Origin of the sequence: Ramlibacter sp. AN1015 (assembly GCF_037726105.1) — a bacterium.
Lineage (GTDB): Bacteria > Pseudomonadota > Gammaproteobacteria > Burkholderiales > Burkholderiaceae_C > Ramlibacter.
The window spans coordinates 369537-393147 of sequence record NZ_JBBJUM010000001.1 but is presented as its reverse complement, the minus strand read 5'-3'; the positions used below and the strand labels follow the sequence as shown (position 1 = coordinate 393147).

The following is a 23611-nucleotide window of genomic DNA, read 5'->3' as shown; positions in this document are numbered from 1 at the left end:
TGTCTCCTTGGTTGTGGGCGGGGGGATGAGGCGGTTCAGGATGCAGGGGCCGCGGCGTCGGCGAGCCTGCGCGCGAGTGCGCGAATGGCCATCTCGTAGCCGTAGGGGCCGAAGCCGGCGATCACGCCGGTGGCGGCCAGCGACACCAGCGAGTGCTGGTAGAGCGGGTCGCGCCGGTGGATGTTGGTCACGTGCACTTCGGCGATCGGCTGATCCAGGGTCTTGAGTGCATCCAGCAGCGGAATGGAGCGGAAGGACAGGCCGGCCGGATTGATCACCAGCGCGCAGGCGCGCTCGCGTGCCTCCTGCACCCAATCGACCAGGACGCCTTCGTGGTTCGACTGGCGGAACTCGCAGCCGAGGCCGACTTCCTCGGCCACGCGGCGGCACTGCTGCTCGACCTGGGCGAGGGTGGTGCTGCCGTACAGATGCGGTTCGCGCACGCCCAGCAGGTTCAGGTTCGGTCCGTTCAGGACGTAGACGGTGCCGCTCATTCCTGCCAGCCCCGTCGGTTTGGTTTGCACATACAGTTGCCTCCTTGCGCGGTGGGCGACGCCCGCGTGGGCGTGCGGGCGGATTATTCGGCCGCGCAAGGAAAGTCTTTCCTGTCCGGAAACCCGTTTCACATAGCAGAAATGAGCATTGCCCTCGACCGCGGCCTGTCCGTTCTGGAATACCTGGCGCAGCATCCGCAAGGGCTGCCGATGTCGCTGGTGGCGACCGAACTGGACATTCCGCTGAGCGCGTGTCACCGGCTGCTGGCCGACCTGCAGCGCCGCGGCTACGTGCGCCAGGTGCGCGAGCAGGGCGACTACGTCCTGACGACCAAGGTGGTGTCGCTGGGCCTCGGGTTCCTGAGCAGTGCGGGCATCGTGGACATCGCCGAGCCTCTGCTGGAGCGGCTTGCGCAGGCCTCGGGCGAACTGGTGCGCCTGTCCATCATCGACGGCGATCGCCTGACCTGGGTGGCGAAGGCACAGGGCATGCGCCAGGCCGGCCTGCGCTACGACCCGGACATGGGCATGGACGCGCGCCTGTCGTGCACGGCCTCGGGCCACGCCTGGTTGATGACCCTCAGCGACGAGCGTGCGCTGGAGCTCGTCTCCCGGCAGGGCTTCGGCATGCCGGACGACTTCGGACCCAAGGCGCCGACCACCGTCAAGGCGCTGCTCGGATACCTGCACGCCGCGCGGGTGCGGGGCTACGCGATGATCGACGAGGTGTTCGCTCCCGGCATGAGCGCCATGGCCGCGCCGGTGCTGCGGCGGCGCGAGGCCATCGGCGTCATCAGCGTGGCCGGTCCGCGGCTGCGGCTGACCGCCGCCCGCATGCATGAACTCGCGCCCGCGCTGCAGGCCGCGGCGGCCGAGCTGGGGCCGGTGAGCCATGCCTCCAACCTGTTCGGCAAGCCGCCGCTCGGCAAAGGCTGAGGCGGCGTGCGCCGGGTGGGCGACCGGCGCTCTCCGATGCAGCGCGGTGCCCGATCGCATGGCGAGGCCCGGGTGCGTCACGGCCGCACCGCAGTCCAGGGCGGCAGCGGAAAAGGCGTGTGCAGCACGTCCTGCGCCAGCCACAGGGCGCTGCGCTGTGCGCGCGCGGCAACGGTCTCCAGCGGCAGTTGCTGATAGTCGTCGTTGAACACCTCGAAGCTGTAGTCGCCCGCGTAGCCCAGCGCCCGCAGCCGCAGCACGAGGTCGGCCAGGGCCTCGCTGTGCACGCCCTCGCCCGGAAAGACGCGGAAGGTGCGCGCGGTTGTCTTGCGGTCCTCGAAGGTGGGAGCCTCCTGCCACAGGAAATCCGACAGCTGCACGAGGAAGATGCGCTCGGGATCGATCGCATCGAGCGCATCCAGCGGCGTCTGCGCCGCGAAGATGTGGAAGGAGTCGAGGCCCAGTCCCAGGTTCGGGCAATCGGCCCGGTCCACCACCTCCCAGGCGGTGGTGAACTGGTTGACGGTGTGGCCCCACGAGAGCCCCTCGTACGCCACACGGATCCCGAGCGGCACCGCGAGCATGGCGAGCTTGCGCAGGTCGCGCGCGATGTCGATGGGGTCCTGCGACGCGTGCGCAGAGGTCGATGAGCAGGCCAGCAGGACGCGTGCGTCCAGCGCCGCGCACATCTGCAGCATGCCTTGGGCGATGTCCACCTTGTAGCCATGCAGCGGACCCGAGAGACCTTCGAAGTCGCGCAACACCTGGAAGCCGGTGGCGCGCAAGCCGCTGGCACGCAGGGCCCGCGCCGCCTCCGGCACCCCGCCGGGGAAGCCTGCCACGTCGCGCGCGCTGAGCATCACCTGCTCGAACCCTGCGGCGCGCATGGCGGCGAGCTTGGCCTCCAGAGGGCCGGCCAGGCTGATGGTGTCCATGCCGAAGCCGGCGATGCGGCGAGCGATGGTGTCCATGGTCAGCCCTCGGCGTGGACCAGCTCGAAGGCGACCGAGCCGAGCTGCGTGGTCGTGAGCGCGCCGCGGTCGTCGGGATGCAGCTGCCCGGCATCGACGAACTCGACGCCGCGTGCCCGCAGCGCTGCCACGGCGGCGGGCACGTCCGGCGTGCCGATGCCCACGCGCTGCAGGCGCTCGCGGCCGTCGTCGATGTCGAGCGTGGCCGGCTCGATCAGCTGCCACATGAAGCGCCGGCAGGGGCTGTGCATCAGCTTGCCGGCCGGCATGATGCCGAAGCGCTGGTCGTCCGGGATTTCCTGGAATCCGAACATGCGCGCGTAGAACGTCGTCCAATCCGCGCTGCGGCCGGTGCCGATGTACTGCACCAGGCCGAAGTAGCTGCTCCCCGCCACCGGCGGCGGACGTGCATCCACGGTCGGTATGGGCAAGAAGTCGATGTCGAAGATGGAGAAGTCCTGCCAGCGATCGACGAAGTAGAAGTGCGAGCCGCCCGGACCCTGGATGCCCGGGATGTTCAGCTCCATGGCCTGCGCGTGGCTGGGCGTGGCCCAGCCGCCCAGCGCGACGCAGCGTGCATGCGCAAGGCGTGCGTCGCGCACCCGGAAGGCGACCGCCGAGAGCACGGGATGGCCGCCCTCGGTGGCGCTGGCGCGCGCGTCGTCCGCATGTGCGTTCACGACCAGGTGCATGCCGCCCTGGCGATACAGGGTGACCTCGCGCGAGCGGTGGCGTGCCACGGGGCGGAACCCGAGCGTTTCGAGCACCTGGCCGAGCGCCTGCGGGCGCATGGTGGCGTACTCGACGAACTCGATGCCGTCGAGGCCGAGTGGGTTGGGCACGTCCGGGAGGGCTTCGCGATCCTGGTCCATGGGTGGTTCCTCGCTGGTGAAGTTCGGCGCCAGGATTCAGCGCCCTGCGACGAGTGCCCGGAAATGCCGTTCCATGCGCGCCGCATCGGCCTGCAGGCCCGTGAACAGCTCGAACGCGCCGACCGCCTGGCCGACGGCCATGGTGCCGCCATCGACCACCGCGCAGCCGGCCGATCGCGCGGCGCGCAGCAGCTCGGTGTCGAGCGGGAAGTACACGATTTCCGAGACCCACAGCGCGCGCCGCAGCAGCGCGGCGTCCAGTGGCATGCCGGGCAGCTTGTCCATGCCGGTGGGGGTGGCGTGCACCAGTCCGGTGGCCGTGTGCAGGGCGTGCGCGGCGTCGCTGACCGCCTCGACTGGCCTGCCATAGCGCGCCTGCAGCGCATGGGCGAGATCGTGGGCGCGAGCCGTCTCCCTGTCGATGATGCGCAGGCGTTCGGTCCCGCACTGCAGCAGCGCGTGCGCGATCGCGGAGCCGGCGCCGCCTGCACCCAGCAGCACGACGCAGGACAGGTCCGCCTGCGGCAGGGCACGGCGAAAACCCCAGGCCCAGCCGGACGCATCGGTGTTGTGGCCGACGAGCCGGCCCTCCCGGATGACGACCGTGTTGACGGCGCCGATGGCCCGTGCGTCGTCGGAAAGCGCGTCGAGCAAGGGGATGACCGCCTGCTTGCACGGATAGGTGATGTTCAAACCACCGAAGCCCATGATGCGCGCGGCCGACAGCAGGGCCGGCAGCTGCGCCAGCGATCCGGGCGTGCGGTCCAGATCGATCAGCTGATAGTGCAGGCGCAGGCCGTGGGATCGAGCCTCTTCTTCCTGCAAGGCGGGCGTGAGCGAGCGTTCGATGCCGGCGCCGACCAGACCGAGCAGCAGCTTGCCGTCTCCCGGCGGCTGCGCCGTGGCAGCGGGGCCGGGGCCGACGAGGACGGTGCGCGATGCAGCGGCGGAATCCATTTCGTAAATGTACGAACTGGTTAGTTCTTGGGCGCCCGGGACAAACCCTTGATGAAATCCGGACGCTGGCGGGGTGGGCGATCAGCGGCGCACGAAGCGCACGATCATCTCGACGATGCTGTCGCGCCGCGCCGCGAGGGCCGGCTCGGACTCCATGTCGCGCTGGAAGATCAGCGAAAAGGTGTGCCGGTTGGCCACGTTGAAGACGCTCAGCGCGCTGATCGACATGTGCAGATCGATCGCATCGATGCCGTCGCGGAAAACGCCCTGCTGCCGTCCCCGCTCGAGCACCTTGCGCAGGCCCTCGATGGCGGGAAGGTTCAGGCGGCCGATCACCGCGCTTTCACGTAGATACTCGCCGCGGTGCATGTTCTCGTTCATCACCAGGCGGATGAACTCCGGGTGTGCGAGCTGGTAGTCCACGGTGAAGGCGACCAGTTTGCGCAGCGCGTCCTCGGGTTCGAGGTCTTCCAGGTGCAGCTGCGACTCGATCTGCCGCATGCGCCGGTACGCCTCCTCCAGCACGGCCACGTACAGGCCTTCCTTGCTGCCGAAGTAGTAGTAAATCATGCGCTTGCTGGTGCGCATGCTCTCGACGATGAGATCGATGCGTGCGCCGGCGAGGCCCTTCTCGGAGAACTCGCGCATGGCCACTTCGACGATGTCGGCCTTGGTGCGCTCCGGATCGTTGGTGCGCCCCGGTGCCTCGGGGGCCGGCGTTGCGTCGGACGTGGGGGCCGTCTCGTTCATCGCGGGCAGTGTAGGGCAGGCCAAACGGACCGCCACGGCGCCAAGGCGCCCGCCGCGATGCAGCGCCTGCCCGCGAACTGCACCACCACGGACGTGCTGCCGCAGGCGGCCTGCCGGCCCTGCAAGCACATCGCCCGCAGCAGCGGACGCGACGCGCGAACTCAGGAGAAGTGATGCACGCGGGCCGCCGCTCCCGCCATGCGTATTCCGCTCAGCAAGAACCCTTGCACCGCCACTGGCGGCCACCGGCCAGGAGGAAAGAGGCCATCTGTGTGCGGGGCCGGTGCCTGCCGCACACGAAGCAGCTGATCGTATAGCCCAGCGCGGTGGGAAACGCCGTTCCCTGCGTCTTCGATACATAGCGCAAGCCATCGGGACTGATGCGCGTTTCGACGTCGTCTTTCACCGGTACTGCTCCTCGTTGACCGTGCCCGCCGCCGCGAAGGGTTGCGGCGTGACATTCGCCACATCATCCCCCGGAACGCGCCCGGGAGCGGGCCTTTATTTCAGCGCAGCACGCGCGCACGCGGCGCAATCGCCCTAGCCACGCGCCAGGGCCCCTAAACTGCGGCGCCATGGAAACGGATCAGAGCAGTACGTCACCGTCCATCTTGCTCCAGGACGCCGACGGGCCTGGGCTGCCGGCGACGGAGGCGGGGCAGCTGTTTCGCACGATCGACTGGAACACGACGCCACTCGGCCCGCAGGATGCGTGGCCGCAGAGCCTGCGGATCGCACTGGGGGTCTGCCTGAACTCCCGCTTTCCGATGTTCGTCTGGTGGGGGCCGTCGCTGGTCAACCTGTACAACGACGCCTACATCCCGGTGCTCGGCAAGCGGCATCCGACGGCCTTCGGCCGGCCCGCGCGCGAGACCTGGGCCGACATCTGGGACGTGGTCGGGCCGCAGGCCGAGCAGGTCATGCTCGAGGGGCGCCCGACCTGGAACCAGGACGTGCTGCTGGTGATGGAGCGCAACGGCTACCCGGAGGACACCTACTTCACCTGGTCGTACAGCCCCATCTACGACGACGACGGCTCCATCGGCGGCCTGTTCTGCGCCTGCCAGGAGGAGACCGCGCGGGTGGTCGCGGAGCGTGAGCGCGACCGGCTGATCCGCCAGGCACAGGACGCCATGCAGACGCTGAAGACCTGGTTCGACCAGGCGCCCGGCTTCGTCGCGCTGCTCAAGGGGCCCGACTTCGTGTTCGACATGGTGAATGACGCCTACCTCCAGCTGGTCGGTCACCGCGGGATCGAAGGGCGGCCTGCGTTCGAAGCCTTGCCCGACCTGCGCAACCAGGGCTATGAGGAGCTGCTGCAGCGCGTGTACGTGAGCGGCGAGCCGTTCATCGGCCGGGGCCTGCGCCTGCAGGTGCAGGAGAGCCCCGGTGACGACCTGCGGGAGCGCTACGTCGATCTGATCTACCAGCCGGTGCGCAATACCGACGGCGCGGTGACGGGCATTTTTGCCCAGGGACACGACGTGACCGAGCAGGTGCTTGCCGTCAATGCGCTCAAGGAGGCGGACCAGCGCAAGGACGAGTTCCTTGCCACGCTCGCGCACGAGCTGCGCAATCCGCTGGCACCCATCCGCCAGGCCGTCGCGGTCGCCAAGTCCCCCGCGGCCGACGAGGCCCGCACCGCGTGGGCGCTGGCGGTGATCGATCGGCAGGTGTCGCACATGGCGGTGCTGCTGGAGGATCTGCTCGACGTGTCGCGCATATCGCGTGGGCGCCTGCATCTGCGCATGCAGGGCGTCGTGCTCGCCGAGGTGGTCCAGGCGGCGCTGGAGGCCGTGCAGCCGATGATCGACGCCAAGGGCCATCACCTCGCGATCGCACTGCCCGAGCAGCCCGTGCGCCTCGTCGCGGACCCCGTTCGGCTGGCGCAGGTGCTGTCCAACCTGCTGTCGAATGCCGCGAAGTACACCGATGCCGGCGGCCGCATCACGCTCGAGGCGCACGCCGGGGAGGGGTGCCTGACGCTGCGCGTGCAGGACACCGGCATCGGCCTGAGCATCGACTCGCAGGACGAGATCTTCGAGATGTTCTCCCAGGTCGCAAGCGCGCTGCACCGCTCGGAGGGCGGCTTGGGCATCGGCTTGGCACTGACGAAGGGAATCGTCGAACTGCACGGCGGCTCGTTGCGGGTCCACAGCGAAGGCCTCGGCCATGGTTCGGTGTTCACGGTGTCGCTTCCGCTGCCGGCTGCGGAAGCGGTCGAGGCCGTGGAGGGTGGCGCCGGTGCTGCGCACCCGCAGCCGACCACCCCGGCAGACACCCCCGCGCCCACGCAAGCGCCGGCCGCATCCGACGGAGTGGAAGGTGCGGAAAGTGCGGCCGAAGGAACGCTCGTCCTCGTGGCCGACGACAACGCCGACGCACTCGACAGCCTGGCGGCGCTGCTGGAGCTGAACGGCCATCGGGTGGTCAAGGCGCGCGACGGCCGCGAGGCGCTCGAGATCGCGCGGCGCGTGCGGCCGCGCGTGGCGATCCTCGACATCGGCATGCCCGACCTGAGCGGCTTTGAAGTCGCGAGGCAGATCCGCGCGAGCGCCTGGGGCGCCACCATGCCGCTGGTCGCGCTTACGGGCTGGGGCCAGCCGGAAGATGCGAGGGCGGCGCTCGACGCGGGCTTCACCCATCACCTGACCAAGCCGGTGGCGCCCGCGGTGCTGGGTAGCCTCGTGAGGGCTGTCACGGCGAACTGAATGCTGGCGGGGCTGCGTGTGCTGGTTGCCTGCTGACCGCGTGCTTGCGTGCCGTGTCCCGACGCGCGGCCAAGCTCGGTGGCTCCCGGGGTTCGCTGCACCGCGCGGGCGGCGCAGCGGCGGCGAGCGAGCCGCGCGTCAGCGTCGCGGCTCAGTCCACCTTGACGCCGCTCTCGCGCACCATCGTTCCCCAGCGTGCGTGTTCGGCGCGCAGGAACTCGCCGAAGTCCTGGACGCTCCCGGGGCGCGGGATGGCGCCCATCGCGCGCAGCTTCTGCTGGAATTCGGGCGTCTTGAGCGCCGTTTGCACCGCCTCGTTGATGCGCTGGCGCCACTCGAGCGGCGTGCCCGCGGGCGCGCTGAGCGCAATCCAGGCGACCGCCTCGAAGCCGGGGAACCCCAGCTCGGCGATGGTCGGCACCGTGGGCATGAAGGGCAGGCGTTCGCGCGTGCCCACCGCCAGCATCCGCAGCTTGCCGCCCTCGACCAGCGGGCTGGTCACCGCGAGGGTGTCGAGCCCCACCTGCACCTGGCCGGCCACCAGGTCGGTCATGGCCTTGGCGCTGCCCTGGTAGGGCACGTGCGTGATGGTGATGCCGGCGCGCCGCTTGAAGTCCTCCATCAGCAGGTGCGACAGGGTGCCGTTGCCGGAGGACGGATGCGAGAGCTGGGTGGGATTGGCCTTGGCGTAGGCCACCAGCTCCGCCACCGTCTTGACCGGCAGCGCGGGGTTGACCACCAGCGCGAGCGGAAGGTCCGCGACGGTGCCGATGGGCTCGAAGTCGCGCAGGGTGTCGTAGGCGACGTTCTTGTACAGGTGCGGGTTCACCGTGTAGGCGGCCAGCGCGGACAGCGTGACGTGCGTGCCATCGTTCGGCGCCCGCGCGAGCTGGCCCAGCACGACGCTTCCGCCCTGGCCGGGCTTGTTCTCGACGATGACGGACTGGCCCAGCGCGCTTGAAAGCTGCTCGGCCAGCATGCGCGCGACCGTGTCGGTGGCCTGGCCAGGGGGAAAGCCCACCAGGATGCGCACCGTCTTGCCGGACGGGCCCGTTTGCGCGTGCGCGAGGCCGAGGGCGAAGGTGGCCGCCGCGGCGGCGGCTGCGGCGGTGAATCGACGTCTGCGAGGGTTCATGCGCTTGTCTCCTGGTGGGTGTTCGGACTCAGGCTCTCAGACGACGCCGGCGTCGCGCAGCGCGGCCAGCTGCTCGGGTGTGAGGCCGAGCTCGTCGTAGATCTCTTCGTTGTGCTGCCCGAGCGCGGGGCCGGCCATGCGAACGCTGCACGGCGTTGCGGAATAGCGCGGCACGACGCCCTGCATGCGCACGCTTCCGAGTTCGGCGTCGGGGACGCTGACGATCGCCTCGCGGGCACGGAACTGCGGATCCTCGAACACGTCCGCGGCGTCGTAGATGGGCGAGAAGCCCACCTCGTGGGCGTCGAGGCGCTGGCGCAGCTCGGGCATGTCCAGCGCGCGGATGGCAGCGCCCACGATCTCGTCGATCTCGGTGCGGTGGGCGACGCGCTGCGCGTTGGTGACGAAGCGCGGATCGTGCACGAGCCCGGGCATTCCCAGCGCGGCGCACAGCCGCTCGAAGATGCTCTGCGTGGACGCGGCGATCGAGGCGAGCTTGCCGTCGCGCGTGGGATAGATGTTGCCGGGCGCGGCGTACTGGCTGGTGTTGCCCGAACGGGTGCGCACCACGCCGAGCTGGTCGTATTCGATGGGCAGGAATTCCAGCGTGCGCAGCATCGCCTCGGTGATGGAGCAGTCGATCTCCTGGCCCGCGCTGTCCGGATCGTCCTTGAGCCGATACAGCGCCGCAAGCACGCCGACGGCGCCGAAGAGGCCGCCCACCGCATCGGCGATCGGATAGCCGAGGTGCACGGGCACGCGGCCCGCTTCGCCGCAGATCTGCGTGAAGCCGCTCATCGCCTCGAACACGCGGGCGAAGCCGGGTCGGTCCTTGTACGGCCCGGTCTGTCCGAACCCGGTGACCCGCAGGATGGTGAGGCGCGGGTTGAGCCCGTGCAGCCATGCGGCGGTGATGCCCCAGCGGTCCAGCGTGCCGGGCCGGAAGTTCTCGACCAGCACGTCGGCATCGGCCACGAGGCGCGCGAACGGCTCGCGCGCTTCGGGTCGGCGCAGATCGAGCGTGATCCCGCGCTTGTTGCGGTTCGTGACCTTCCACCAGAGCGGCACGCCGTCCTTGTGCGGGGCGAGGTCGCGCAGGGCATCGCCGGTGCGCGGCATCTCCACCTTCACCACATCGGCGCCGTGGTCGGCGAGCAGGCACGCCGCAAATGGCGCGGCCACGACGGTGGACACGTCGATGACCTTGAGGCCCGCGAGGGGGCCGCTGGGAGTCGCATTCATGAATGGCAGTGTGGTGCGCGCGGGCGTATGCTGGAAGCGCAAATCGGGCAAACCAGATTTGAGGAATGCACAAAGCATGGATCTCCTCGCCTGCCTCCGGGCGTTTGCCGGGGTCGCGGATCACGGCAGCCTCACCCGCTGCGCCGCCGCCTGCGGCACTGCGCCTTCCGCGCTCAGCCGCCAGATTGCCGCACTCGAGGTGCAGGCGCAGGGGCGGCTCTTCCACCGCACCGGGCGCGGGGTGGTGCTCACCGACGTGGGCCGCCGGATGCTGCCCCGTGCGAAGGCCCTGCTGGCCGAGAGCGACGCGCTGGTGGGCGAATTGCGCGGAGAGCGCACGAGCCCGGCGGGCACGGTGGAACTCGCCGTGGTGCCTTCGGTGCGACCGGTCGTCGCGCGGCTGTGCGCGCGCCTGCAACAGGAGTTTCCGCGCATCCGGCTGCGCGCCCATGAGGCCTTCAGCGGACACGTGGAGGCCGGGCTGGCGAGCGGCACGGTGGACATCGGCCTGTTCAATCGCTACACACGCGCTGCGGTGCGCGGAGCCGAGGCGCTGCTGCGCTCGCCGATGGTGCTGGTCGGGCCCAAGGGGCTTGCGGTCGTGGACGCCTCCGAGGTGCCGTTTCGCCAGCTTGCAGGCGTGCCGCTGGCCATGCCGATGCGGCCGAACGCATTGATAGGGATGATGGAGTCCGTCGCGCAGCGGCATCGCCTGGCGCTCGACTTCCGCTTCGAAAGCGGCTCGGAGGCGCAGATCGTGGACGCCGTGGCCGCTGCCGGCCTGTGCACCGTGGTGCCTCATCACGTCGCCCGGCGCGACTACGGCGAGTCGCGCTTCGCGTGGTCGCTGCTGGCGCAGCCCCGCTTCGAGCAGGTGACCTGGATGCTGATCACGAGCGCGCGTCCGATGTCACCGGCCGCCCGGGTCGTGGCGTCGCTGCTGCGCGAGCTGACCCCGCCGCTGGCGAAGGAGGAGCAGGGCGGGCGGGCGACGTAGCGGCTGATGGGGTGCTCGGCAGAAGATCAAAGGTGATCAAAGGTGACTTCAAAGGAAGGATCGGAGCGCATGACGCGCGTGAGCCCACCGCGTAGACTGGCCTGCCGTTCACCCGAGGGATCGCCGTGCCACCAGCGCCACCGCTGCCGACCTCGCCCCACCAGCCTTTCCGTGGCGCAGCCGCCCCAGGCGCGCTGCGGTGCGTGCCCCCACGGAAGCGGCCGTGATCCCCGTCGAAGGCATCGACGCGGACGCCCGGCAAGCCGAGCCGCAAGCCGGGTTCGCGCGGCCAGCCCAGCCGGGCGCCGCATCCGCGCCTCGCCTGCACCCGATCGTCGAACTCGGCTATCGGGTGAGGGTGCCGGCCCACCTCTGTACCTTGGTGCTTCTCGCATCGAGCTTCGCGAACACGGGCGCACCGGCGGGGGTGTGGGCCAGCGCCGTGTTCTATGGACTGGCCTGGCCCCATCTGGCGCGCTGGCTGGCGGTGCACAGCCGCCGTAGCAAGCAGGCCGAGCTGCGCAACCTGCTCATCGACTCCGCCGTCGTCGGCGCGTTTGCCGCCTTCTCGGGCTTCAGTCTCTGGCCCAGCGTGGTGCTGGTCACCGGCATCAATTCGGCGAGCCTGAGCGTCGGCGGCGCGGCCTTTGCGCTGCGGGCGTTCGCGGTATGCCTGGCGAGCGCCGCCGTGGTGAGCGCGGCGCAGGGCTTCCGTTTCACGCCGGAAGCCGACCTCCTCACCTCGGTCATCGGTGCCCTCAGCATCCTGGCCTACACCGCGATCTTCAGCTATCGGACGCACTTCGAAGCCAAGCGCCTGATCCGCATGCAGGGCGAGTTGCGCGCGACCAACCACGACCTCGATGAACAGCGCCGCAAGGTGGAGCATGCGCTCGAACTCGCGGAGACCGCCAACGGCGCCAAGAGTGCGTTTCTCGCCAACATGAGCCATGAGCTGCGCACGCCGCTGAACGTGATCATCGGCTACGCGGAGATGCTGGAGGAGGACGCGCCGGACGACCAGACCCGCAAGGACCTGCGCCGCATCCAGGAGTCCGGCCGGCAGCTGCTCGCGCTGATCAACGACGTGCTGGACCTGTCCAAGATCGAAGCCGGAAAGCTCGAAGCACATGTCGAGACCTTCGAGCTGCGCGGCTTCGTCGAAGAGCTGGAGGCCGCCATGCAGCCGCTGGTGGCCCGCAATGGCAACCGGCTGGCGGTAACCGGGCCGGACCGGCTGGGCCATGTGCGTGCCGACGCAGGCCGCTTGCGCCAGGTGCTCTTCAACGTGCTGTCCAACGCGGCGAAGTTCACGCACGAGGGGGACGTGCGCCTGGCCGTACGCGCGGTGGATCACGCCCGCGGCGAGCTGCTGGTGTTCGAAATCGAAGACACCGGTATCGGAATTGCCGCGGACCACCTCGACAAGCTCTTCCAGCCCTTCGTGCAGGCCGACGCCGCCACCACGCGGCGATACGGCGGCACGGGGCTGGGCCTGGCCATCAGCCGCAGGCTGTGCGAGATGATGGGCGGTGAAATCGGCGTGCGCAGCGAACCCGGTGTCGGCACGCGGTTCACGGTGTCCGTGCCGGTGACGTGGGTGAACCGGGAGCGGGATGGCCTGCAAGCCGGCCCGTCCCGCGGATGACGCATAGCATCGTCACGTCGTCGTGCGCGTCGGCGCCGCAGACGTGCTCGGCCAGACGCGCTTGCACCGTTGCGAGCAGCGCGCCGGCCGGCGGCCCGGATGCGTCGATCGCCCGGACGAGCGCCGCCTCGCCGAAGGCGCCCCCATCGCCCGGCGCCTCGGTCAGGCCGTCGGTGTAGCCGAAGAGGCAATCGCCGGGTTCGAGGGCCGCCGAGGCGACCGAGCCACGCAATCCCGGAAACAGACCGACCGCGCCCCCGGTGGGCAGCAGCCACTGCGGCGCGCCGCCTGTGCGGCGCTTGATGAGAGGTGGCTCGTGCCCCGCGTTCAGGTAGTCCAGATGGCCGCTGGAAGCATCGAGGATTGCGAAGAACACCGAGGCGAACATGTTCTCGTGGCCATGGACCGAGGCGATGTAGTCGTTGGTGAACGCGAGGGTGCGCAACAGGGTCTGCGGGGCCGCTTCCCCGGCCGGCGCGTGGCATGCCATGGCCCGGATCAGCGTCCTGAAAAGTGCCATGTACAGCGCAGCTCCGACGCCCTTGTTGCAGACATCCGCGACCACCAGCGCCAGCCGCCCGCTCGGGAGCTCAAAGGCGTCGTAGAAGTCGCCCGACACCTGCCGGGCGGGCAGGCAGGCGCCCGCCACATCCCATCCGGGCACCGCGGGCATCGCCATCGGAAGGAAGCCCTGCTGGATCTGCTGGCCGATGTCCATTTCCCGCTGGAGCGTCTCCAGCACGATGCGCCGCTGGTCGGCCAGACGCTTCCTGGCCAGCGCCGATTCGACGCGCGCCTGCAGGATCGCCGGCTCGAAGGGCTTGGCCAGGTAGTCGTCCGCTCCGAGCTTGAGGCAGCGCACCACGCTCTCGGTCTCGTCGATCGCCGACACCATCACAACGGGTGTGTCCGCCAGGGCGGGATCTGCCTTGATGTGGCGCAGCGTGTCGTAGCCGTCCATATCGGGCATGGTGATGTCCAGCAATACCAGGTCCCAGCGGGCCGCGCTCAGCTTCAGAAGCGCCTCGGCACCCGTGGCGGCGGCGTCGGCTTCGTGGCCCAGGCGCTGCAGCCGGCGCATCAGCAGATCGCGGTTGCTGTCCAGGTCATCGACCACCAGCACACGCATCTGCATCGGCCGCTCGGCGTTCATCCTCGAAGGCGCCTTACGCTGCCTGGCGGTGCCACGGATCAGGCCTGCACCGGCTCACGCCTGCGTGCCCGCGATCCCAGCAGCTCGCGCAGGTAGGGCAGTTGCTGCAAGGCTGCCTGCTCGCCCTGCTCGACGATGTAGGGAACCTTGGCCGTGTCGAACAGGCGAATGCGCTGCGCGAACTCCGGCAGGATCATGATGACTTCGGAGTGATGGGCCATGCCGTGGAAGGCCAGGCGCGCCTTGAGCAGGTTGTTGGACAGCACGGCTCCCAGCTGGAAAGCGAACCGGCCTGCGCTACGCACGTGCTCCTGGTAGGGGCTCTCGAAGCCCACGCCCACGATCACGCCGGCTCCGTGCTTCATGGCCACGCTCAGCGGCAGGGGGTCGGCGAGGTAGCCATCGACGAGCAGGCGGCCGTCGATCCTGGCGGGTGCGAACGCGAGCGGCAGGGCGAGACTGGCGCGGATGGCATCGACGATGCTGCCCTGGGTGATCTCCACGAGTTCGCCCGTGGCGAAGTCGGTGGCGGTGATGTGCAGCGGGATCGGCGTGTCTTCGATGCGGCGGTCGCCGAACACGGACCGGAACGCCTCGAGCATCCGCCGGTCGTCGCGCAGCGCGAAGGACTCCGCCTTGAAGCCGAACAGCCTGGGTGCGAGAACCTGCAGGTAGCCCAGCCGGTTCGGTCTCGACGTGAGGTCGCGCGTCCAGGTGCGCAGGGTGATGTCGGTGGCGGTATCTGTGTCGTAGCCCAGCGCCACGACCGAAGCGAACAGCGCGCCTGCGCTGCAGCCGACGACACGATCGATTCCGATCCCTGCCTCGTTGAGCACCTTCACCACGCCGAGCGCCGCAGCGCACTTGACGCTGCCCGACCCGACCACCAGCGAGACGGCGGGCTTCGTGCTCTCGGCCGCGCTCATGCGGCCGCCCGGAAGCTGTCCAGAGCGGCTTCGCGGTCGGCGAAGATCTGGATGATGCCGGCGAACCCGGAGATGGACAGGACCCTCTGCACCTGCGCCTGGGGCGCCGCGATGCGCAGGTCGCCGCCGTGCTGGCGGCAGTCCTTGACCGCGGCGAGCAGGGAGCGCAGCCCTGCGCTGCTGGTGTAGGTGACGGCGGCGAAATCCGCCACCAGCATCACCTGCCCCTGCGCGACCGGGCGCGCGAAAGCGCGCGTGAGCTGGTCCGCATTCAGGCTGTCGATGCTGCCCTTGACGGCGATGACGGTGACGCCGCCATGCTCACTGTTCGTTAGTTCCACGCGGGTCTCCAGAGGGGTGGTGGGGGGCGCCACCGATGGGTGGCAGAACTTTCAGGACCGTGAGCGCATTGCCTCGCGCAGGGTCGTGCGTGTAGTGCTGGGCGTGCGACAAACGTCGGATGAGCATGACGCCCAGCCCGCCGACGGGCCGCTCGGCGAGCGGCCGCCGCGCATCCGGGGCGGGCAGGGCCAGCGGATTGAACGGCATGCCGTGGTCTTCGACCGTGAGTGCGACTGCCGGTCGCGTAGGGTGCGCTTGCATGCGCAGCTGCAGCGTGAGCGGACCGGGCGCGCTGGCCGGGTAGGCGTGCGAGATGACGTTCATGCAAGCCTCTTCTGCAATGAGGTGCAGATCGTGCGCGCTGTCGTGGTCGATGCCGTGCCGGCTGCAGAAGGCATCGACCACCTCGAGCAGCGACGCAAGGCTGTCCAGCGTCGCGAGGCAACGCGCCCGTGCGGGCGGATCGAGCGCCGACTGAACGTCCATCCGCACACCGTACGGGATCCGGTCGCCTGGCGCATCGGGGTCTGTCTCGATCACAGCGCTGTGCGGCCCGTCGCATGGATTCTGGAGCGATCCACAAGCGAGCCTTTCGGATCACTGCCCGGAAGCCGATGCGTGCCTTTGCATCAGCAGGCACTCGATCTTCTCGAGCAGGCGATGCAGTTCGATGGGCTTGATGTCGAAGTCGTCGCAGCCGGCTGCGAGCGCACGCTCGCGGTCGCCAGACATCGCATGGGCGGTGAGGGCGAGCACCGGGATCGACTGCAGCGACGGGTCTTGCTTCAGGCGCCGTGTCGCTTCCCATCCGTCCACTGTGGGCAGGCTCATGTCCATGAGAACGAGGTCCGGTCGCGTGCGCGCCGCCTGGGCGAGCGCGTCGGCGCCGTCGGCGGCAACGAGCACGTCGTACCCACGCCGAACGAGGCGCCGGGACAGCATGTCCCGGTTCAGTTCGTTGTCTTCGACGAGCAGGATCTTGGGCATGTCCTCACGACCTTGGACGTGTGCTCGGGTATCCGGCCTTCGGTCCGGCAGAACCGGCGGCGGGACAGAAAACGGGCTCTCGGACGCGCCAGAAAACCACGCGGCATTGTGCAGGAGCATTCCCTGTCGCGCAGGGTCGTTGCGCATGCGGTTACCTGCGCGACCGTGCCTGCTTGCTTGACGCTCGAAGGGGCGCTCGGCACCATCCGTCGATCCCATCGCCCCAACGGAAGCACCATGGCGCAGCCCCCGCACCCCTTTGCCGTGGTCCGTCGCGTGCACCTCCCGGACGCGCGGGCCATGCATGATTTTTTGCTCGGCTTGAGCAAGGAGTCCCGGCGCAACCGCTTCCACAGCTCCTTCGGCAGCGTGTCGCCCAGCTTGCTCGCCAGGCTTGTCTCTGCGGATGACGAACGGCATGCAGCATGGGTTGCGTGCATCTGGGGCGCGCACGGCGAAGAAATCATCGGGGAGGCCGTGTGGTACGTCGTGGACCCGGTAGCCGGCGTGGCCGAGCTCGCCATCAGCGTGCGCGACGAGTGGCACGGCACCGGCGTTGCCGATCAGCTGATGGCCGCGCTCGTCAGGGGTGCGCGACAAGCACGCATGCAGCAGCTGTACGGCGACGTGCTCGTGGGCAATGCGCGCATGCTGGCGTTCATGCGACGGCACGGGCTGGAAGAAGGCGTGTGCGACGACGTGCCCGATCTCGGGTCGGTGAGGCTGGGCATGCGCCTGGGCGAACCGGCTGTTTCGCCGAAGCTCGGGCACCCCCTTCGCGGTCGGCTGCTCGCGCGCCTCAAGGCGGGCTGGCGCTAAGGCCCGACACCGGCGCTGCGGTGTGGCCAGGCACGCGCTCGACGCCCGCGGGGCCGCCAGCGCGCGGGCCGTCGCCGACCTTCGCGCCTGCAACAATCCCGCGATGAACCGCCGCCATCTGCTGCTGATCGGCTGCCTGCAAGCGGCCGCCACATCCACCGCCCTCGCGCAGTCCGACCCGAAGCCGGCTGCGCTGGTGGACGCCGCGGCGCGCGGTGACCTGGCGCAGGTTCGAGCGTTGCCCGAGCGCGGCGCGGACGTCGAGCAGCGCGACGCCAACGGCCGGACCGCGATCGTCGCGGCGACTGCCGGCAACCACCTTGCGGTGGTGCGTGCGCTCATCGCACGCGGCGCCGACGTGAACGCACAGGACCACCGGCAGGACAGCGCCTTTTTGCTGGCCGGCGCGCGCGGCCACACCGAGATCGTGCGGGCCACGCTCGCCGCGGGTGCCGACCTGCGAAGCACCAACCGCTACGGCGGCACGGCGCTGATTCCCGCGTGCCACTACGGCCACGTGGACACCGTGCGCCTGCTGCTGACGACGGCGATCGACGTGGACCACGTCAACCGGCTTGGCTGGACCGCGCTGCTGGAGGCGGTGATCCTCGGCGAAGGTGGCGCGGCGCACCAGGAGATCGTGCGCATGCTCATAGCGCGCAAGGCGGACGTGAACCTCGCGGACCGGCAAGGCGTGACGCCGCTGGCGCACGCCAGGCAGCGAAACCAGGACGCCGTGGTGCGCCTGCTGCTGGCGGCAGGCGCGCACTGATGTCGGCGCTGCATGGAAGGCAGCGCAGCAACTGCTAGGCACTTCGCACATCGCACATCGCACATGGCACATGGCACATGGCACATGGCAAATGGCACTTGGCAGATGCAGTTTCCTCGCATCGCGGTGCGTCTGCGGCTTCCTCGAAGCAGCGCGTCGAAGATCGCGCAGGGGGTCATGGACGTGGGTTACGAAACCGACCCGGCTAGGCCGCTTTCCAGCTCCCCGCTTCGCTCTTCACGAATTCGGACCACGTGCGCAGCGGCCTTCCGAGCAGCGTGCTGGCGTGGTCGTCCGGTTGGCTGCAGAACCCGTTCCGGATCAGGCGATAGAACGCAAGGACACGTTCCACATGGCGAGGGGCGAACCCGCGCGTGAGCATCATCTCCCGGGCCGCCGGCTCGTCGAGTTGGAGGTAACGCACGGGTCTTCCCGTCACCTGCGAGATGCTTGCCGCGATCTGGAAGTGGTTCAGGGCTTCGGGGCCGTTCAATGTGATGCCTTGGCCTGCCAGGGTGTCATCGACCAGCGCGCGGTGCAGGACGGCTGCGACGTCGCGGGCATCCACGTACGCGACGGCTGCACCGGCCAGTGGCAGGCTGAGGGTCCCTCGGGCCGCAATTTCCGTGGCCAGCGGCGGCAGCGCGAGCATCTGCATGAAGAAGTTCGGTCGCACGTGCGTCCAGCGCATGCCGGAGTCTTCCACCAGCAGTTCCACCTTCCGCAGGGAGAATTCCGGCCGCAGTTCGGCACCCAGCGCGGAGAGCACCACCACGCGCTCCACGCCACTGCGCCGCATGGCGTCGATGAACGCGCGCGCATGCAGGTGGGCGTCCTCGTCTCCGGGGCGCGAGATGAGCATGACGGTCGAGGTACCGTCGAGTGACTGCCCGAACGCGGCAGGATCGAGCAGATCGAAGTACACGTCCCGGGGCGAGGTGGGTTTGCGCGTGGCGCACGCGACGTCGCGCCCCTCGTTCACAAGCATGCGTACGACCTGGCGCCCGACAAGGCCGCTGGCACCCAGGACAAGTATTCGCTTCGACATCGACATCGGTTCTCCGTTCAACATGGGGGTGCGAAGCGTAGGAGCGCCGAGGGGTTCGGCGCTTGAATGAAAAGGCTGCGCCTCCAGCCTCTTCGTTCAAGCGCCATCGAAATGCGGTGGGAAGAATTCGCCTGGTCAAACCCAAGGAGCGAATCACATGTCCACCTTCTCCGATCGAATCCGCCCGCACGTCGATGCAGAGCTCGACGCAGCACACGACGCCGAACACCGCGGCGAGTTCACCACCGCCTTCGGCAAGCTCGAGCGTGCGCATGTGCTCGGGCAGTCGTCCACCCGCGAACACGTGCGCGTGCACTGGCACATGCTGCGCTTCGCGTTGCGCAACAGCCTTCGCGCAGAGGCGCTCGGCCAGGCATGGCGCCTCGCTGCAGCGGCAGTCTTCACGCCACTGGGTGTGGTTCCGACCGGAAACACCGGAGGTGCGGACGTCAGTGGCTTGAGGCGGATGCGCATGCCGCAGGACCTGCGCACGACCATCGACGCGGCTCGCACCTGACGGGGGCACACGATGATCTGCCGCACACTTTGCGTGTTCGCCTTCTGCGCCCTGGCCGGCGGCTGCAGCACGCAGCCGCCCGATCTGGACGTTTCATCGCAGAAGCTCACCACCGCAGGCACCTACCGCGTGGCCCTGCAGGCGCCGGCGCAGACGCCCGCCATCAACCAGATGCACGCCTGGAAGGTCACGCTGACCACGCCCGACGGCACGCCGGTGCGCGCGGCAACCTTCAAGGTGGACGGCGGCATGCCGCAGCATGGCCATGGCCTTCCCACCCAGCCTCGCGTGACGCGCGAACTCGAACCCGGCACGTACCTGCTCGAAGGCATGAAGTTCAGCATGACCGGGTGGTGGGAGCTGAAGCTGGCCATCGATGGCGCGGCCGGGGCCGACAAGGTCATCTTCAATACGGTGGTCGAAAGTGCGAGAAAGTGAGGAACGCGTGAACACGGCACTTGCAGCGGCAGCAGCCGCAGCAGCCGGCGTGGCACTCGCGGCCATCGCGCTGACGGTTGGGGCGGCGCAGGACGGCAAGCCGCGCGACCGGTGGTCGGCCCAGGAGACGGCAACCCTGGCTTCCATGCAGCTGGGCGGAGCCGGCCCGTTGCCGAGCGACCCGTCCAACGCGTACGAGAACAAGGCAGAGGTCGCGGCGCTCGGACGGGCCCTGTTCAACGATGTGCGCCTCAGTCGCAACGGCACGGTGTCCTGCGCAAGCTGCCACGCGGCCGATAACCAGTTCCAGGACGGCCGGAAGCTCGGGCAGGGCCTGGGCACGGGCCGGCGCCGGACCATGCCGGTCATGGGCGCGGCGCGTTCTCCCTTTCTGTTCTGGGATGGCCGCAAGGACAGCCTCTGGTCGCAGGCGCTGGGCCCGCTCGAGGATGCCGCCGAGCACGGCACCAACCGGGTGGCGGTAGTGCAGGTGCTCGGGCGCGCCTATCGGCAGCAGTACCAGGAAGCCTTTGGCGCGTTTCCCGCGCTGGAAGGTCTTCCGCAAGCCGCCTCTCCGAACGGAGACGCTGCAGAACGGGTGGCGTGGCAATCGATGCCGCCTGCGCGCCGGGATGCGGTGAACCGCGTGTTCGCCAACGTGGGCAAGGCCATCGCGGCCTACGAGCGCCAGGTGTCGTTCGGCGAAGGGAGATTCGACACATATGTGGCAGCGACTGCCGCGGGCGATGGCCGCGGGCAGGAGGTGCTCACCCTCCAGGAGGTCCGCGGCTTGCGCCTGTTCCTCGGCAAGGGCCAGTGCGTCACGTGCCACAACGGGCCCCTGATGACCGACCACGCCTTCCACAACACCGGTGTTCCGCCGCTGAACCCGATCCGGCCCGACCGGGGGCGAGCAGACGCCCTCGACAAGCTCATGCGGGACGAGTTCAACTGCCTCGGTCCATACAGCGATGCGAAGCCCGAGCAGTGCGGCGAGCTTCGGTTCCTCGCGACGGACGACCCGGGGCAGCTGGCCGCCTTTCGCACGCCGAGCCTGCGCAATGTCGCGCTGCGCGCCCCGTACATGCACGCCGGACAGTTCGCAACGATCGAGGAGGTGCTGGAGCACTACGCCCGATCGCCCCAGGCGGCACTCGGCCACAGCGAGTTGGCCCAGCCCGGCGAGAAGCACGCCGACCGGCAGACGATCAGGCTGTCGCAGGCGGATATCCAGGATCTGGCGGCTTTCCTGGGAACGCTGACCGGGCCAGTGCTTCAGCCCAGGTAGTGCTGCGGCACCCGAAGCCGGGTGCTCAGTGGGCCGGTCATCTGCATCGCGGAGGGCGGCAGGCCGAACATCGTGCGAGCCGTCCGCGACAGGTGGGCCGAGTCGGCGAAGCCGGACGCGTGCGCCGCGCTCGAGAGCGTCTCGCCCTGCATCAGCAGGGTCCAGACGTGCAGCAGCCGGCGCCAGAGCAGGTACGTCCGCAGCGGCATGCCCGTCTCGGCAACGAACAAGTGCCTGAACCGGCTCGGCGAGAGGTTCGCCAGTGCGGCGAGCTGCTCCAGGGTCAGCTTCTGGTCCACCCTGTCGTGGATGACCTGGATGGCAGCCAGCACCCGCGGGTCCGTGGGCTCGCGGGCGCTCGCTTGTGCCAGCTCCTGCACGAGCTGCAGGCACACGGCCTTCACCTTTTCGGCGTCTTTCTCGATGCGCCACGCCTGCTCCAGCCTCCTGGCCGGGGCAAGCACGGTCTCCAAGGGCAGGTAGCGGGCTTTTCCCTCGAGCATGCGCGTGAGCGCCTTGCCCTCGGTCGTCTCTGGCTCCACGAACAGCACAGCGGTCCACTCGCAGTCGTTGACGTCGATGGTGTGGGGGGCGGCCGAAGGAATGAGAGCCCCGGCGCACGCGGTCAGCGTGCCTTGTCGGCCGAACTGCACCTTGAGCCCGGACGGCGCGCCGATGGCCAGCTGAATCGCGTAGTGCGAGTGCGTATCGATCGTGCCGCGCCCGCCGCAGCCGAGAAATCCGCAGCCGCCCCGCCAGGCAACGAAATCTCCTGTGTAGCGTGAAAGGGTGGGCTGCGAGTTCACGCGCTCATCTTAGAAGCGCGGTAGGGCGACGCAAGCAGGCGCCTGCGCCGCGCGCGCACGGAGTGCCTGCAGCCGAGACCTGCAACGAGGGGGCCGCGCCGCGTGTTCCGCCGTCGAGCCTTATGTCTGCCGGGCGGCTCGTGCAGGATGAGGGGTGCAGACCAGGAGGCCGGCGTTCAGCGCGCCTCCGGCGTGATGGACACGCGAATCGGCAAGGTCGAGCCGGGCTGGTCGCGGGTGAAGGCAGTGGCTTCATGGCCGTGGTAGTCGTAGGTGACGCGCCACCCGGTCAGGCGCTGCTGCTGGTCATAGACCGTGCGGCAGCTGCGCACTTCACGCTGGACCATCTGGGGCGGCGCGGCGGGCGCGGCCTGGCTGTTCGCGATCCGGTCGCCCACCAAGGCGCCGGCCACGGCGCCCACGGCGGTGGCGGCTTCACGCCCGTGGCCCTTGCCGACCCGGTTGCCCAGAAGGGCGCCGGCAACGCCGCCCACGATGACGCCGCCGTAGCCGTTGGCCCCGATGCCGCCGCCGGTCGCCGGTGGCTGCTGCTGCTCCGTCACCAGCTGGACGCCGCATTCCTCCCGTGGGATCTGCACGGTCTCGTACTGCGGCTGCACGGAACGCACGCGCGCCATGTCGGTGAACGAGGCTCCTGCGCCCACAGGGACGGGGGCGGCCACGGTTGCCGGTGCGGGTGGAAGTGCACCGTAGGTCTGGGCACCGGCGGTTGCGGCGGCGAAAAGAACGGGTGTCATGAGGGCGATGCGGATCATCAATGGGCTCCTTGTGGCGATCTGCTGTCGAGCTTAGCGTGCCGCGCCGAGCAGACGCGTGGAGGTCTTTGCAAAGCTGCGCGCAGGCGATGCGCGCATGGCTGTTGCGATGATTTGTACGCCGGGTGTTGCCAGGTGCGAACACGAGCTTGCGTGCAAGGCCTGACCGGCAGCACGCGTTTGCGTGCGATCCGGCGCGGTCACCTCCCATTCAACCGATCGACTCGTCGTCCAGGCTTCCCAGGAGCCGCTGCCGGCCTGCGAGCACGTGTCGTTCGGCCAGGGTTCGGGCGCGCCCGCCCAGCCCCTTGACGATGGCCTGCACCAGATGCCGGTGCTGCTCATTGGAGACCCGCATGTTCCCCGGCCCGTTGAAGTAGCGCCGCCGGAACACGTGGAGCTCCTTGACGTACTCGTCGTATGCCTGCCGTGCCCGCCGGTTGCCCGACAGATCCATGATGGTGCTGTGAAAGCGCAGGTTGACCTCGTAGTAGCGCGTGCCGTCGCCGCGCGTGCTGGCCTCCTCCATTTCGTCAAGCAACTGCTCCAGGCCGCGCTTGTCCGCTTCGTTCGCGCGCTCTGCGGCCATCTCCGCCCCGTAGCCGAACAGCACCGCGCGCAGCTCGTATACCTCCAGCATCTCGCGCACCGACAGCTTGCGCACGAACACGCCCCGATTGGGTACCGAGGTGACGAGCCCCCAGCCGGTAAGCACCCGCACCGCCTCCCGGATAGGGCCGCGGCTGGTACCCATGCGCAGGGCCAGGGCAGCCTCGTTGAGCCGGTCACCGGGGGCGAACTCACCTTCGTAGATCAGCCGCTTGAGGTCTTCGGCGATGCGGGGCGCCAGGTCCGAGGTGCGGACGGTCTTGCGAGGGGGAGGAGAGTCCGGAAGGGTGCTCATGAGGGGAGACTGAGGGTCAGCAAAGGTGCCGACGGTCGATGGTAGCAAGCCGACAGGGGGGGTGGAACAGCAGGCAAACGGACGTTGAATTGTTGGCAAAGCTTTATGAAGTGTTGACAGTT

At 69.2% G+C, this 23611-nt stretch carries 26 protein-coding genes; 9 read left to right on the top strand and 17 right to left on the bottom strand.

Annotation, left to right across the window (positions count from 1 at the left end):
* Positions 1-35: 35 nt before the first annotated feature.
* Positions 36-494, bottom strand: coding sequence for a type II 3-dehydroquinate dehydratase (locus WG922_RS01940; RefSeq protein WP_340280486.1), 459 nt, complete (start codon positions 492-494; stop codon positions 36-38).
* A gap of 141 nt (positions 495-635) precedes the next feature.
* Here WG922_RS01940 and WG922_RS01935 point away from each other — a divergent pair, with 141 nt between their 5' ends.
* Positions 636-1430 (top strand): IclR family transcriptional regulator, encoded by a 795-nt coding sequence (locus WG922_RS01935; RefSeq protein ID WP_340280260.1) that lies wholly within the window; start codon positions 636-638, stop codon positions 1428-1430.
* Between the two features lie 77 nt (positions 1431-1507).
* Here WG922_RS01935 and WG922_RS01930 read toward each other — a convergent pair whose 3' ends face one another.
* The 5 genes from WG922_RS01930 to WG922_RS01910 form a co-directional block, all read right to left on the bottom strand.
* The gene (locus WG922_RS01930) at positions 1508-2401 is read right to left on the bottom strand and encodes a sugar phosphate isomerase/epimerase family protein (protein WP_340280258.1); all 894 of its coding nucleotides are present in this window, start codon (positions 2399-2401) and stop codon (positions 1508-1510) included.
* A 2-nt stretch (positions 2402-2403) separates the two neighbouring features.
* On the bottom strand, positions 2404-3273 hold the full coding sequence (locus WG922_RS01925) for a 4-hydroxyphenylpyruvate dioxygenase (RefSeq protein ID WP_340280257.1): 870 nt from the start codon (positions 3271-3273) through the stop codon (positions 2404-2406).
* A gap of 36 nt (positions 3274-3309) precedes the next feature.
* The gene (locus WG922_RS01920; RefSeq protein WP_340280256.1) at positions 3310-4230 is read right to left on the bottom strand and encodes a shikimate dehydrogenase; all 921 of its coding nucleotides are present in this window, start codon (positions 4228-4230) and stop codon (positions 3310-3312) included.
* An 81-nt stretch (positions 4231-4311) separates the two neighbouring features.
* Positions 4312-4980, bottom strand: a complete 669-nt coding sequence (locus tag WG922_RS01915; protein ID WP_340280254.1) for a TetR/AcrR family transcriptional regulator — start codon at positions 4978-4980, stop codon at positions 4312-4314.
* A gap of 211 nt (positions 4981-5191) precedes the next feature.
* Entirely contained in the window at positions 5192-5386 is a 195-nt protein-coding gene (locus tag WG922_RS01910) for a hypothetical protein (protein ID WP_340280253.1), read from the bottom strand.
* Positions 5387-5555: 169 nt separating this feature from the next.
* Between WG922_RS01910 and WG922_RS01905 the strand changes: the two genes are divergently transcribed.
* A complete protein-coding gene (locus tag WG922_RS01905) occupies positions 5556-7691 on the top strand; it encodes a hybrid sensor histidine kinase/response regulator (RefSeq protein ID WP_340280252.1) in 2136 nt (711 codons plus the stop codon).
* Between the two features lie 151 nt (positions 7692-7842).
* Here the strand turns inward: WG922_RS01905 and WG922_RS01900 are convergent, their stop codons facing one another.
* Both WG922_RS01900 and WG922_RS01895 read right to left on the bottom strand, forming a co-directional pair.
* Complete coding sequence (locus tag WG922_RS01900) at positions 7843-8826, bottom strand: Bug family tripartite tricarboxylate transporter substrate binding protein (RefSeq protein WP_340280250.1); 984 nt, start codon at positions 8824-8826, stop codon at positions 7843-7845.
* A gap of 36 nt (positions 8827-8862) precedes the next feature.
* Positions 8863-10068 carry a CaiB/BaiF CoA transferase family protein gene (locus WG922_RS01895; RefSeq protein ID WP_340280249.1) on the bottom strand — a complete coding sequence of 402 codons (1206 nt, stop codon included), beginning with the start codon at positions 10066-10068 and terminating at the stop codon, positions 8863-8865.
* Between the two features lie 76 nt (positions 10069-10144).
* Between WG922_RS01895 and WG922_RS01890 the strand changes: the two genes are divergently transcribed.
* Positions 10145-11065 carry a LysR family transcriptional regulator gene (locus WG922_RS01890; RefSeq protein WP_340280248.1) on the top strand — a complete coding sequence of 307 codons (921 nt, stop codon included), beginning with the start codon at positions 10145-10147 and terminating at the stop codon, positions 11063-11065.
* A 223-nt stretch (positions 11066-11288) separates the two neighbouring features.
* Entirely contained in the window at positions 11289-12713 is a 1425-nt protein-coding gene (locus WG922_RS01885; RefSeq protein WP_340280247.1) for an ATP-binding protein, read from the top strand.
* On the opposite strand, the gene WG922_RS01880 is transcribed toward WG922_RS01885, so the two are convergent.
* The 5 genes from WG922_RS01880 to WG922_RS01860 form a co-directional block, all read right to left on the bottom strand.
* Positions 12640-13848, bottom strand: coding sequence for a PP2C family protein-serine/threonine phosphatase (locus WG922_RS01880; RefSeq protein WP_340280246.1), 1209 nt, complete (start codon positions 13846-13848; stop codon positions 12640-12642). The two genes, WG922_RS01885 and WG922_RS01880, sit on opposite strands and share 74 nt — an antisense overlap.
* Positions 13849-13904: 56 nt before the next feature.
* A complete protein-coding gene (locus WG922_RS01875; protein WP_340280245.1) occupies positions 13905-14792 on the bottom strand; it encodes a patatin-like phospholipase family protein in 888 nt (295 codons plus the stop codon).
* On the bottom strand, positions 14789-15133 hold the full coding sequence (locus WG922_RS01870) for an STAS domain-containing protein (protein WP_340280244.1): 345 nt from the start codon (positions 15131-15133) through the stop codon (positions 14789-14791). Before WG922_RS01870 ends, WG922_RS01875 begins: the two co-directional genes overlap by 4 nt.
* Entirely contained in the window at positions 15114-15620 is a 507-nt protein-coding gene (locus tag WG922_RS01865) for an ATP-binding protein (RefSeq protein ID WP_340280242.1), read from the bottom strand. Before WG922_RS01865 ends, WG922_RS01870 begins: the two co-directional genes overlap by 20 nt.
* A gap of 111 nt (positions 15621-15731) precedes the next feature.
* The gene (locus WG922_RS01860) at positions 15732-16121 is read right to left on the bottom strand and encodes a response regulator (RefSeq protein ID WP_340280241.1); all 390 of its coding nucleotides are present in this window, start codon (positions 16119-16121) and stop codon (positions 15732-15734) included.
* A 237-nt stretch (positions 16122-16358) separates the two neighbouring features.
* On the opposite strand from WG922_RS01860, the gene WG922_RS01855 reads away from it, so the two are divergent.
* Together WG922_RS01855 and WG922_RS01850 are read left to right on the top strand one after the other, a co-directional pair.
* Positions 16359-16940: a GNAT family N-acetyltransferase gene (locus WG922_RS01855; RefSeq protein WP_340280239.1), complete on the top strand. Its 582-nt coding sequence runs from the start codon at positions 16359-16361 to the stop codon at positions 16938-16940.
* A gap of 103 nt (positions 16941-17043) precedes the next feature.
* Positions 17044-17712, top strand: a complete 669-nt coding sequence (locus WG922_RS01850; RefSeq protein WP_340280238.1) for an ankyrin repeat domain-containing protein — start codon at positions 17044-17046, stop codon at positions 17710-17712.
* Positions 17713-17917: 205 nt separating this feature from the next.
* On the opposite strand, the gene WG922_RS01845 is transcribed toward WG922_RS01850, so the two are convergent.
* Complete coding sequence (locus WG922_RS01845) at positions 17918-18760, bottom strand: NAD(P)H-binding protein (RefSeq protein ID WP_340280237.1); 843 nt, start codon at positions 18758-18760, stop codon at positions 17918-17920.
* Positions 18761-18917: 157 nt separating this feature from the next.
* Between WG922_RS01845 and WG922_RS01840 the strand changes: the two genes are divergently transcribed.
* The 3 genes from WG922_RS01840 to WG922_RS01830 are packed head-to-tail and all read left to right on the top strand — an operon-like array spanning position 18918 to position 21003.
* Positions 18918-19277, top strand: coding sequence for a DUF3703 domain-containing protein (locus WG922_RS01840; protein WP_340280236.1), 360 nt, complete (start codon positions 18918-18920; stop codon positions 19275-19277).
* Positions 19278-19289: 12 nt separating this feature from the next.
* Entirely contained in the window at positions 19290-19715 is a 426-nt protein-coding gene (locus tag WG922_RS01835) for a FixH family protein (protein ID WP_340280234.1), read from the top strand.
* Positions 19716-19722: 7 nt separating this feature from the next.
* Positions 19723-21003, top strand: coding sequence for a cytochrome-c peroxidase (locus WG922_RS01830; protein ID WP_340280232.1), 1281 nt, complete (start codon positions 19723-19725; stop codon positions 21001-21003).
* On the opposite strand, the gene WG922_RS01825 is transcribed toward WG922_RS01830, so the two are convergent.
* From WG922_RS01825 to WG922_RS01815, 3 genes are all read right to left on the bottom strand, one after another.
* The gene (locus tag WG922_RS01825; protein ID WP_340280230.1) at positions 20991-21809 is read right to left on the bottom strand and encodes an AraC family transcriptional regulator; all 819 of its coding nucleotides are present in this window, start codon (positions 21807-21809) and stop codon (positions 20991-20993) included. The two genes, WG922_RS01830 and WG922_RS01825, sit on opposite strands and share 13 nt — an antisense overlap.
* Before the next feature lie 176 nt (positions 21810-21985).
* The gene (locus WG922_RS01820) at positions 21986-22585 is read right to left on the bottom strand and encodes a glycine zipper 2TM domain-containing protein (RefSeq protein ID WP_340280227.1); all 600 of its coding nucleotides are present in this window, start codon (positions 22583-22585) and stop codon (positions 21986-21988) included.
* A 211-nt stretch (positions 22586-22796) separates the two neighbouring features.
* Entirely contained in the window at positions 22797-23489 is a 693-nt protein-coding gene (locus tag WG922_RS01815; protein WP_340280225.1) for a GntR family transcriptional regulator, read from the bottom strand.
* Positions 23490-23611: the final 122 nt, after the last annotated feature.

Excerpts from the sequence above, each read along its gene's own strand:
- WG922_RS01935 (WP_340280260.1), top strand. The coding sequence starts at position 636 with ATGAGCATTGCCCTCGACCGCGGCCTGTCCGTTCTGGAATACCTGGCG.
- WG922_RS01930 (WP_340280258.1), bottom strand. The coding sequence starts at position 2,401 with ATGGACACCATCGCTCGCCGCATCGCCGGCTTCGGCATGGACACCATC.
- WG922_RS01845 (WP_340280237.1), bottom strand. The coding sequence starts at position 18,760 with ATGTCGAAGCGAATACTTGTCCTGGGTGCCAGCGGCCTTGTCGGGCGC.
- WG922_RS01815 (WP_340280225.1), bottom strand. The coding sequence starts at position 23,489 with ATGAGCACCCTTCCGGACTCTCCTCCCCCTCGCAAGACCGTCCGCACC.
- WG922_RS01905 (WP_340280252.1), top strand. The coding sequence starts at position 5,556 with ATGGAAACGGATCAGAGCAGTACGTCACCGTCCATCTTGCTCCAGGAC.
- WG922_RS01890 (WP_340280248.1), top strand. The coding sequence starts at position 10,145 with ATGGATCTCCTCGCCTGCCTCCGGGCGTTTGCCGGGGTCGCGGATCAC.
- WG922_RS01900 (WP_340280250.1), bottom strand. The coding sequence starts at position 8,826 with ATGAACCCTCGCAGACGTCGATTCACCGCCGCAGCCGCCGCCGCGGCG.
- WG922_RS01865 (WP_340280242.1), bottom strand. The coding sequence starts at position 15,620 with ATGGACGTTCAGTCGGCGCTCGATCCGCCCGCACGGGCGCGTTGCCTC.
- WG922_RS01940 (WP_340280486.1), bottom strand. The coding sequence starts at position 494 with ATGAGCGGCACCGTCTACGTCCTGAACGGACCGAACCTGAACCTGCTG.
- WG922_RS01860 (WP_340280241.1), bottom strand. The coding sequence starts at position 16,121 with ATGCCCAAGATCCTGCTCGTCGAAGACAACGAACTGAACCGGGACATG.
- WG922_RS01855 (WP_340280239.1), top strand. The coding sequence starts at position 16,359 with ATGGCGCAGCCCCCGCACCCCTTTGCCGTGGTCCGTCGCGTGCACCTC.
- WG922_RS01875 (WP_340280245.1), bottom strand. The coding sequence starts at position 14,792 with ATGAGCGCGGCCGAGAGCACGAAGCCCGCCGTCTCGCTGGTGGTCGGG.
- WG922_RS01880 (WP_340280246.1), bottom strand. The coding sequence starts at position 13,848 with ATGCAGATGCGTGTGCTGGTGGTCGATGACCTGGACAGCAACCGCGAT.
- WG922_RS01835 (WP_340280234.1), top strand. The coding sequence starts at position 19,290 with ATGATCTGCCGCACACTTTGCGTGTTCGCCTTCTGCGCCCTGGCCGGC.
- WG922_RS01915 (WP_340280254.1), bottom strand. The coding sequence starts at position 4,980 with ATGAACGAGACGGCCCCCACGTCCGACGCAACGCCGGCCCCCGAGGCA.
- WG922_RS01820 (WP_340280227.1), bottom strand. The coding sequence starts at position 22,585 with ATGATCCGCATCGCCCTCATGACACCCGTTCTTTTCGCCGCCGCAACC.
- WG922_RS01850 (WP_340280238.1), top strand. The coding sequence starts at position 17,044 with ATGAACCGCCGCCATCTGCTGCTGATCGGCTGCCTGCAAGCGGCCGCC.
- WG922_RS01920 (WP_340280256.1), bottom strand. The coding sequence starts at position 4,230 with ATGGATTCCGCCGCTGCATCGCGCACCGTCCTCGTCGGCCCCGGCCCC.
- WG922_RS01925 (WP_340280257.1), bottom strand. The coding sequence starts at position 3,273 with ATGGACCAGGATCGCGAAGCCCTCCCGGACGTGCCCAACCCACTCGGC.
- WG922_RS01895 (WP_340280249.1), bottom strand. The coding sequence starts at position 10,068 with ATGAATGCGACTCCCAGCGGCCCCCTCGCGGGCCTCAAGGTCATCGAC.
- WG922_RS01840 (WP_340280236.1), top strand. The coding sequence starts at position 18,918 with ATGTCCACCTTCTCCGATCGAATCCGCCCGCACGTCGATGCAGAGCTC.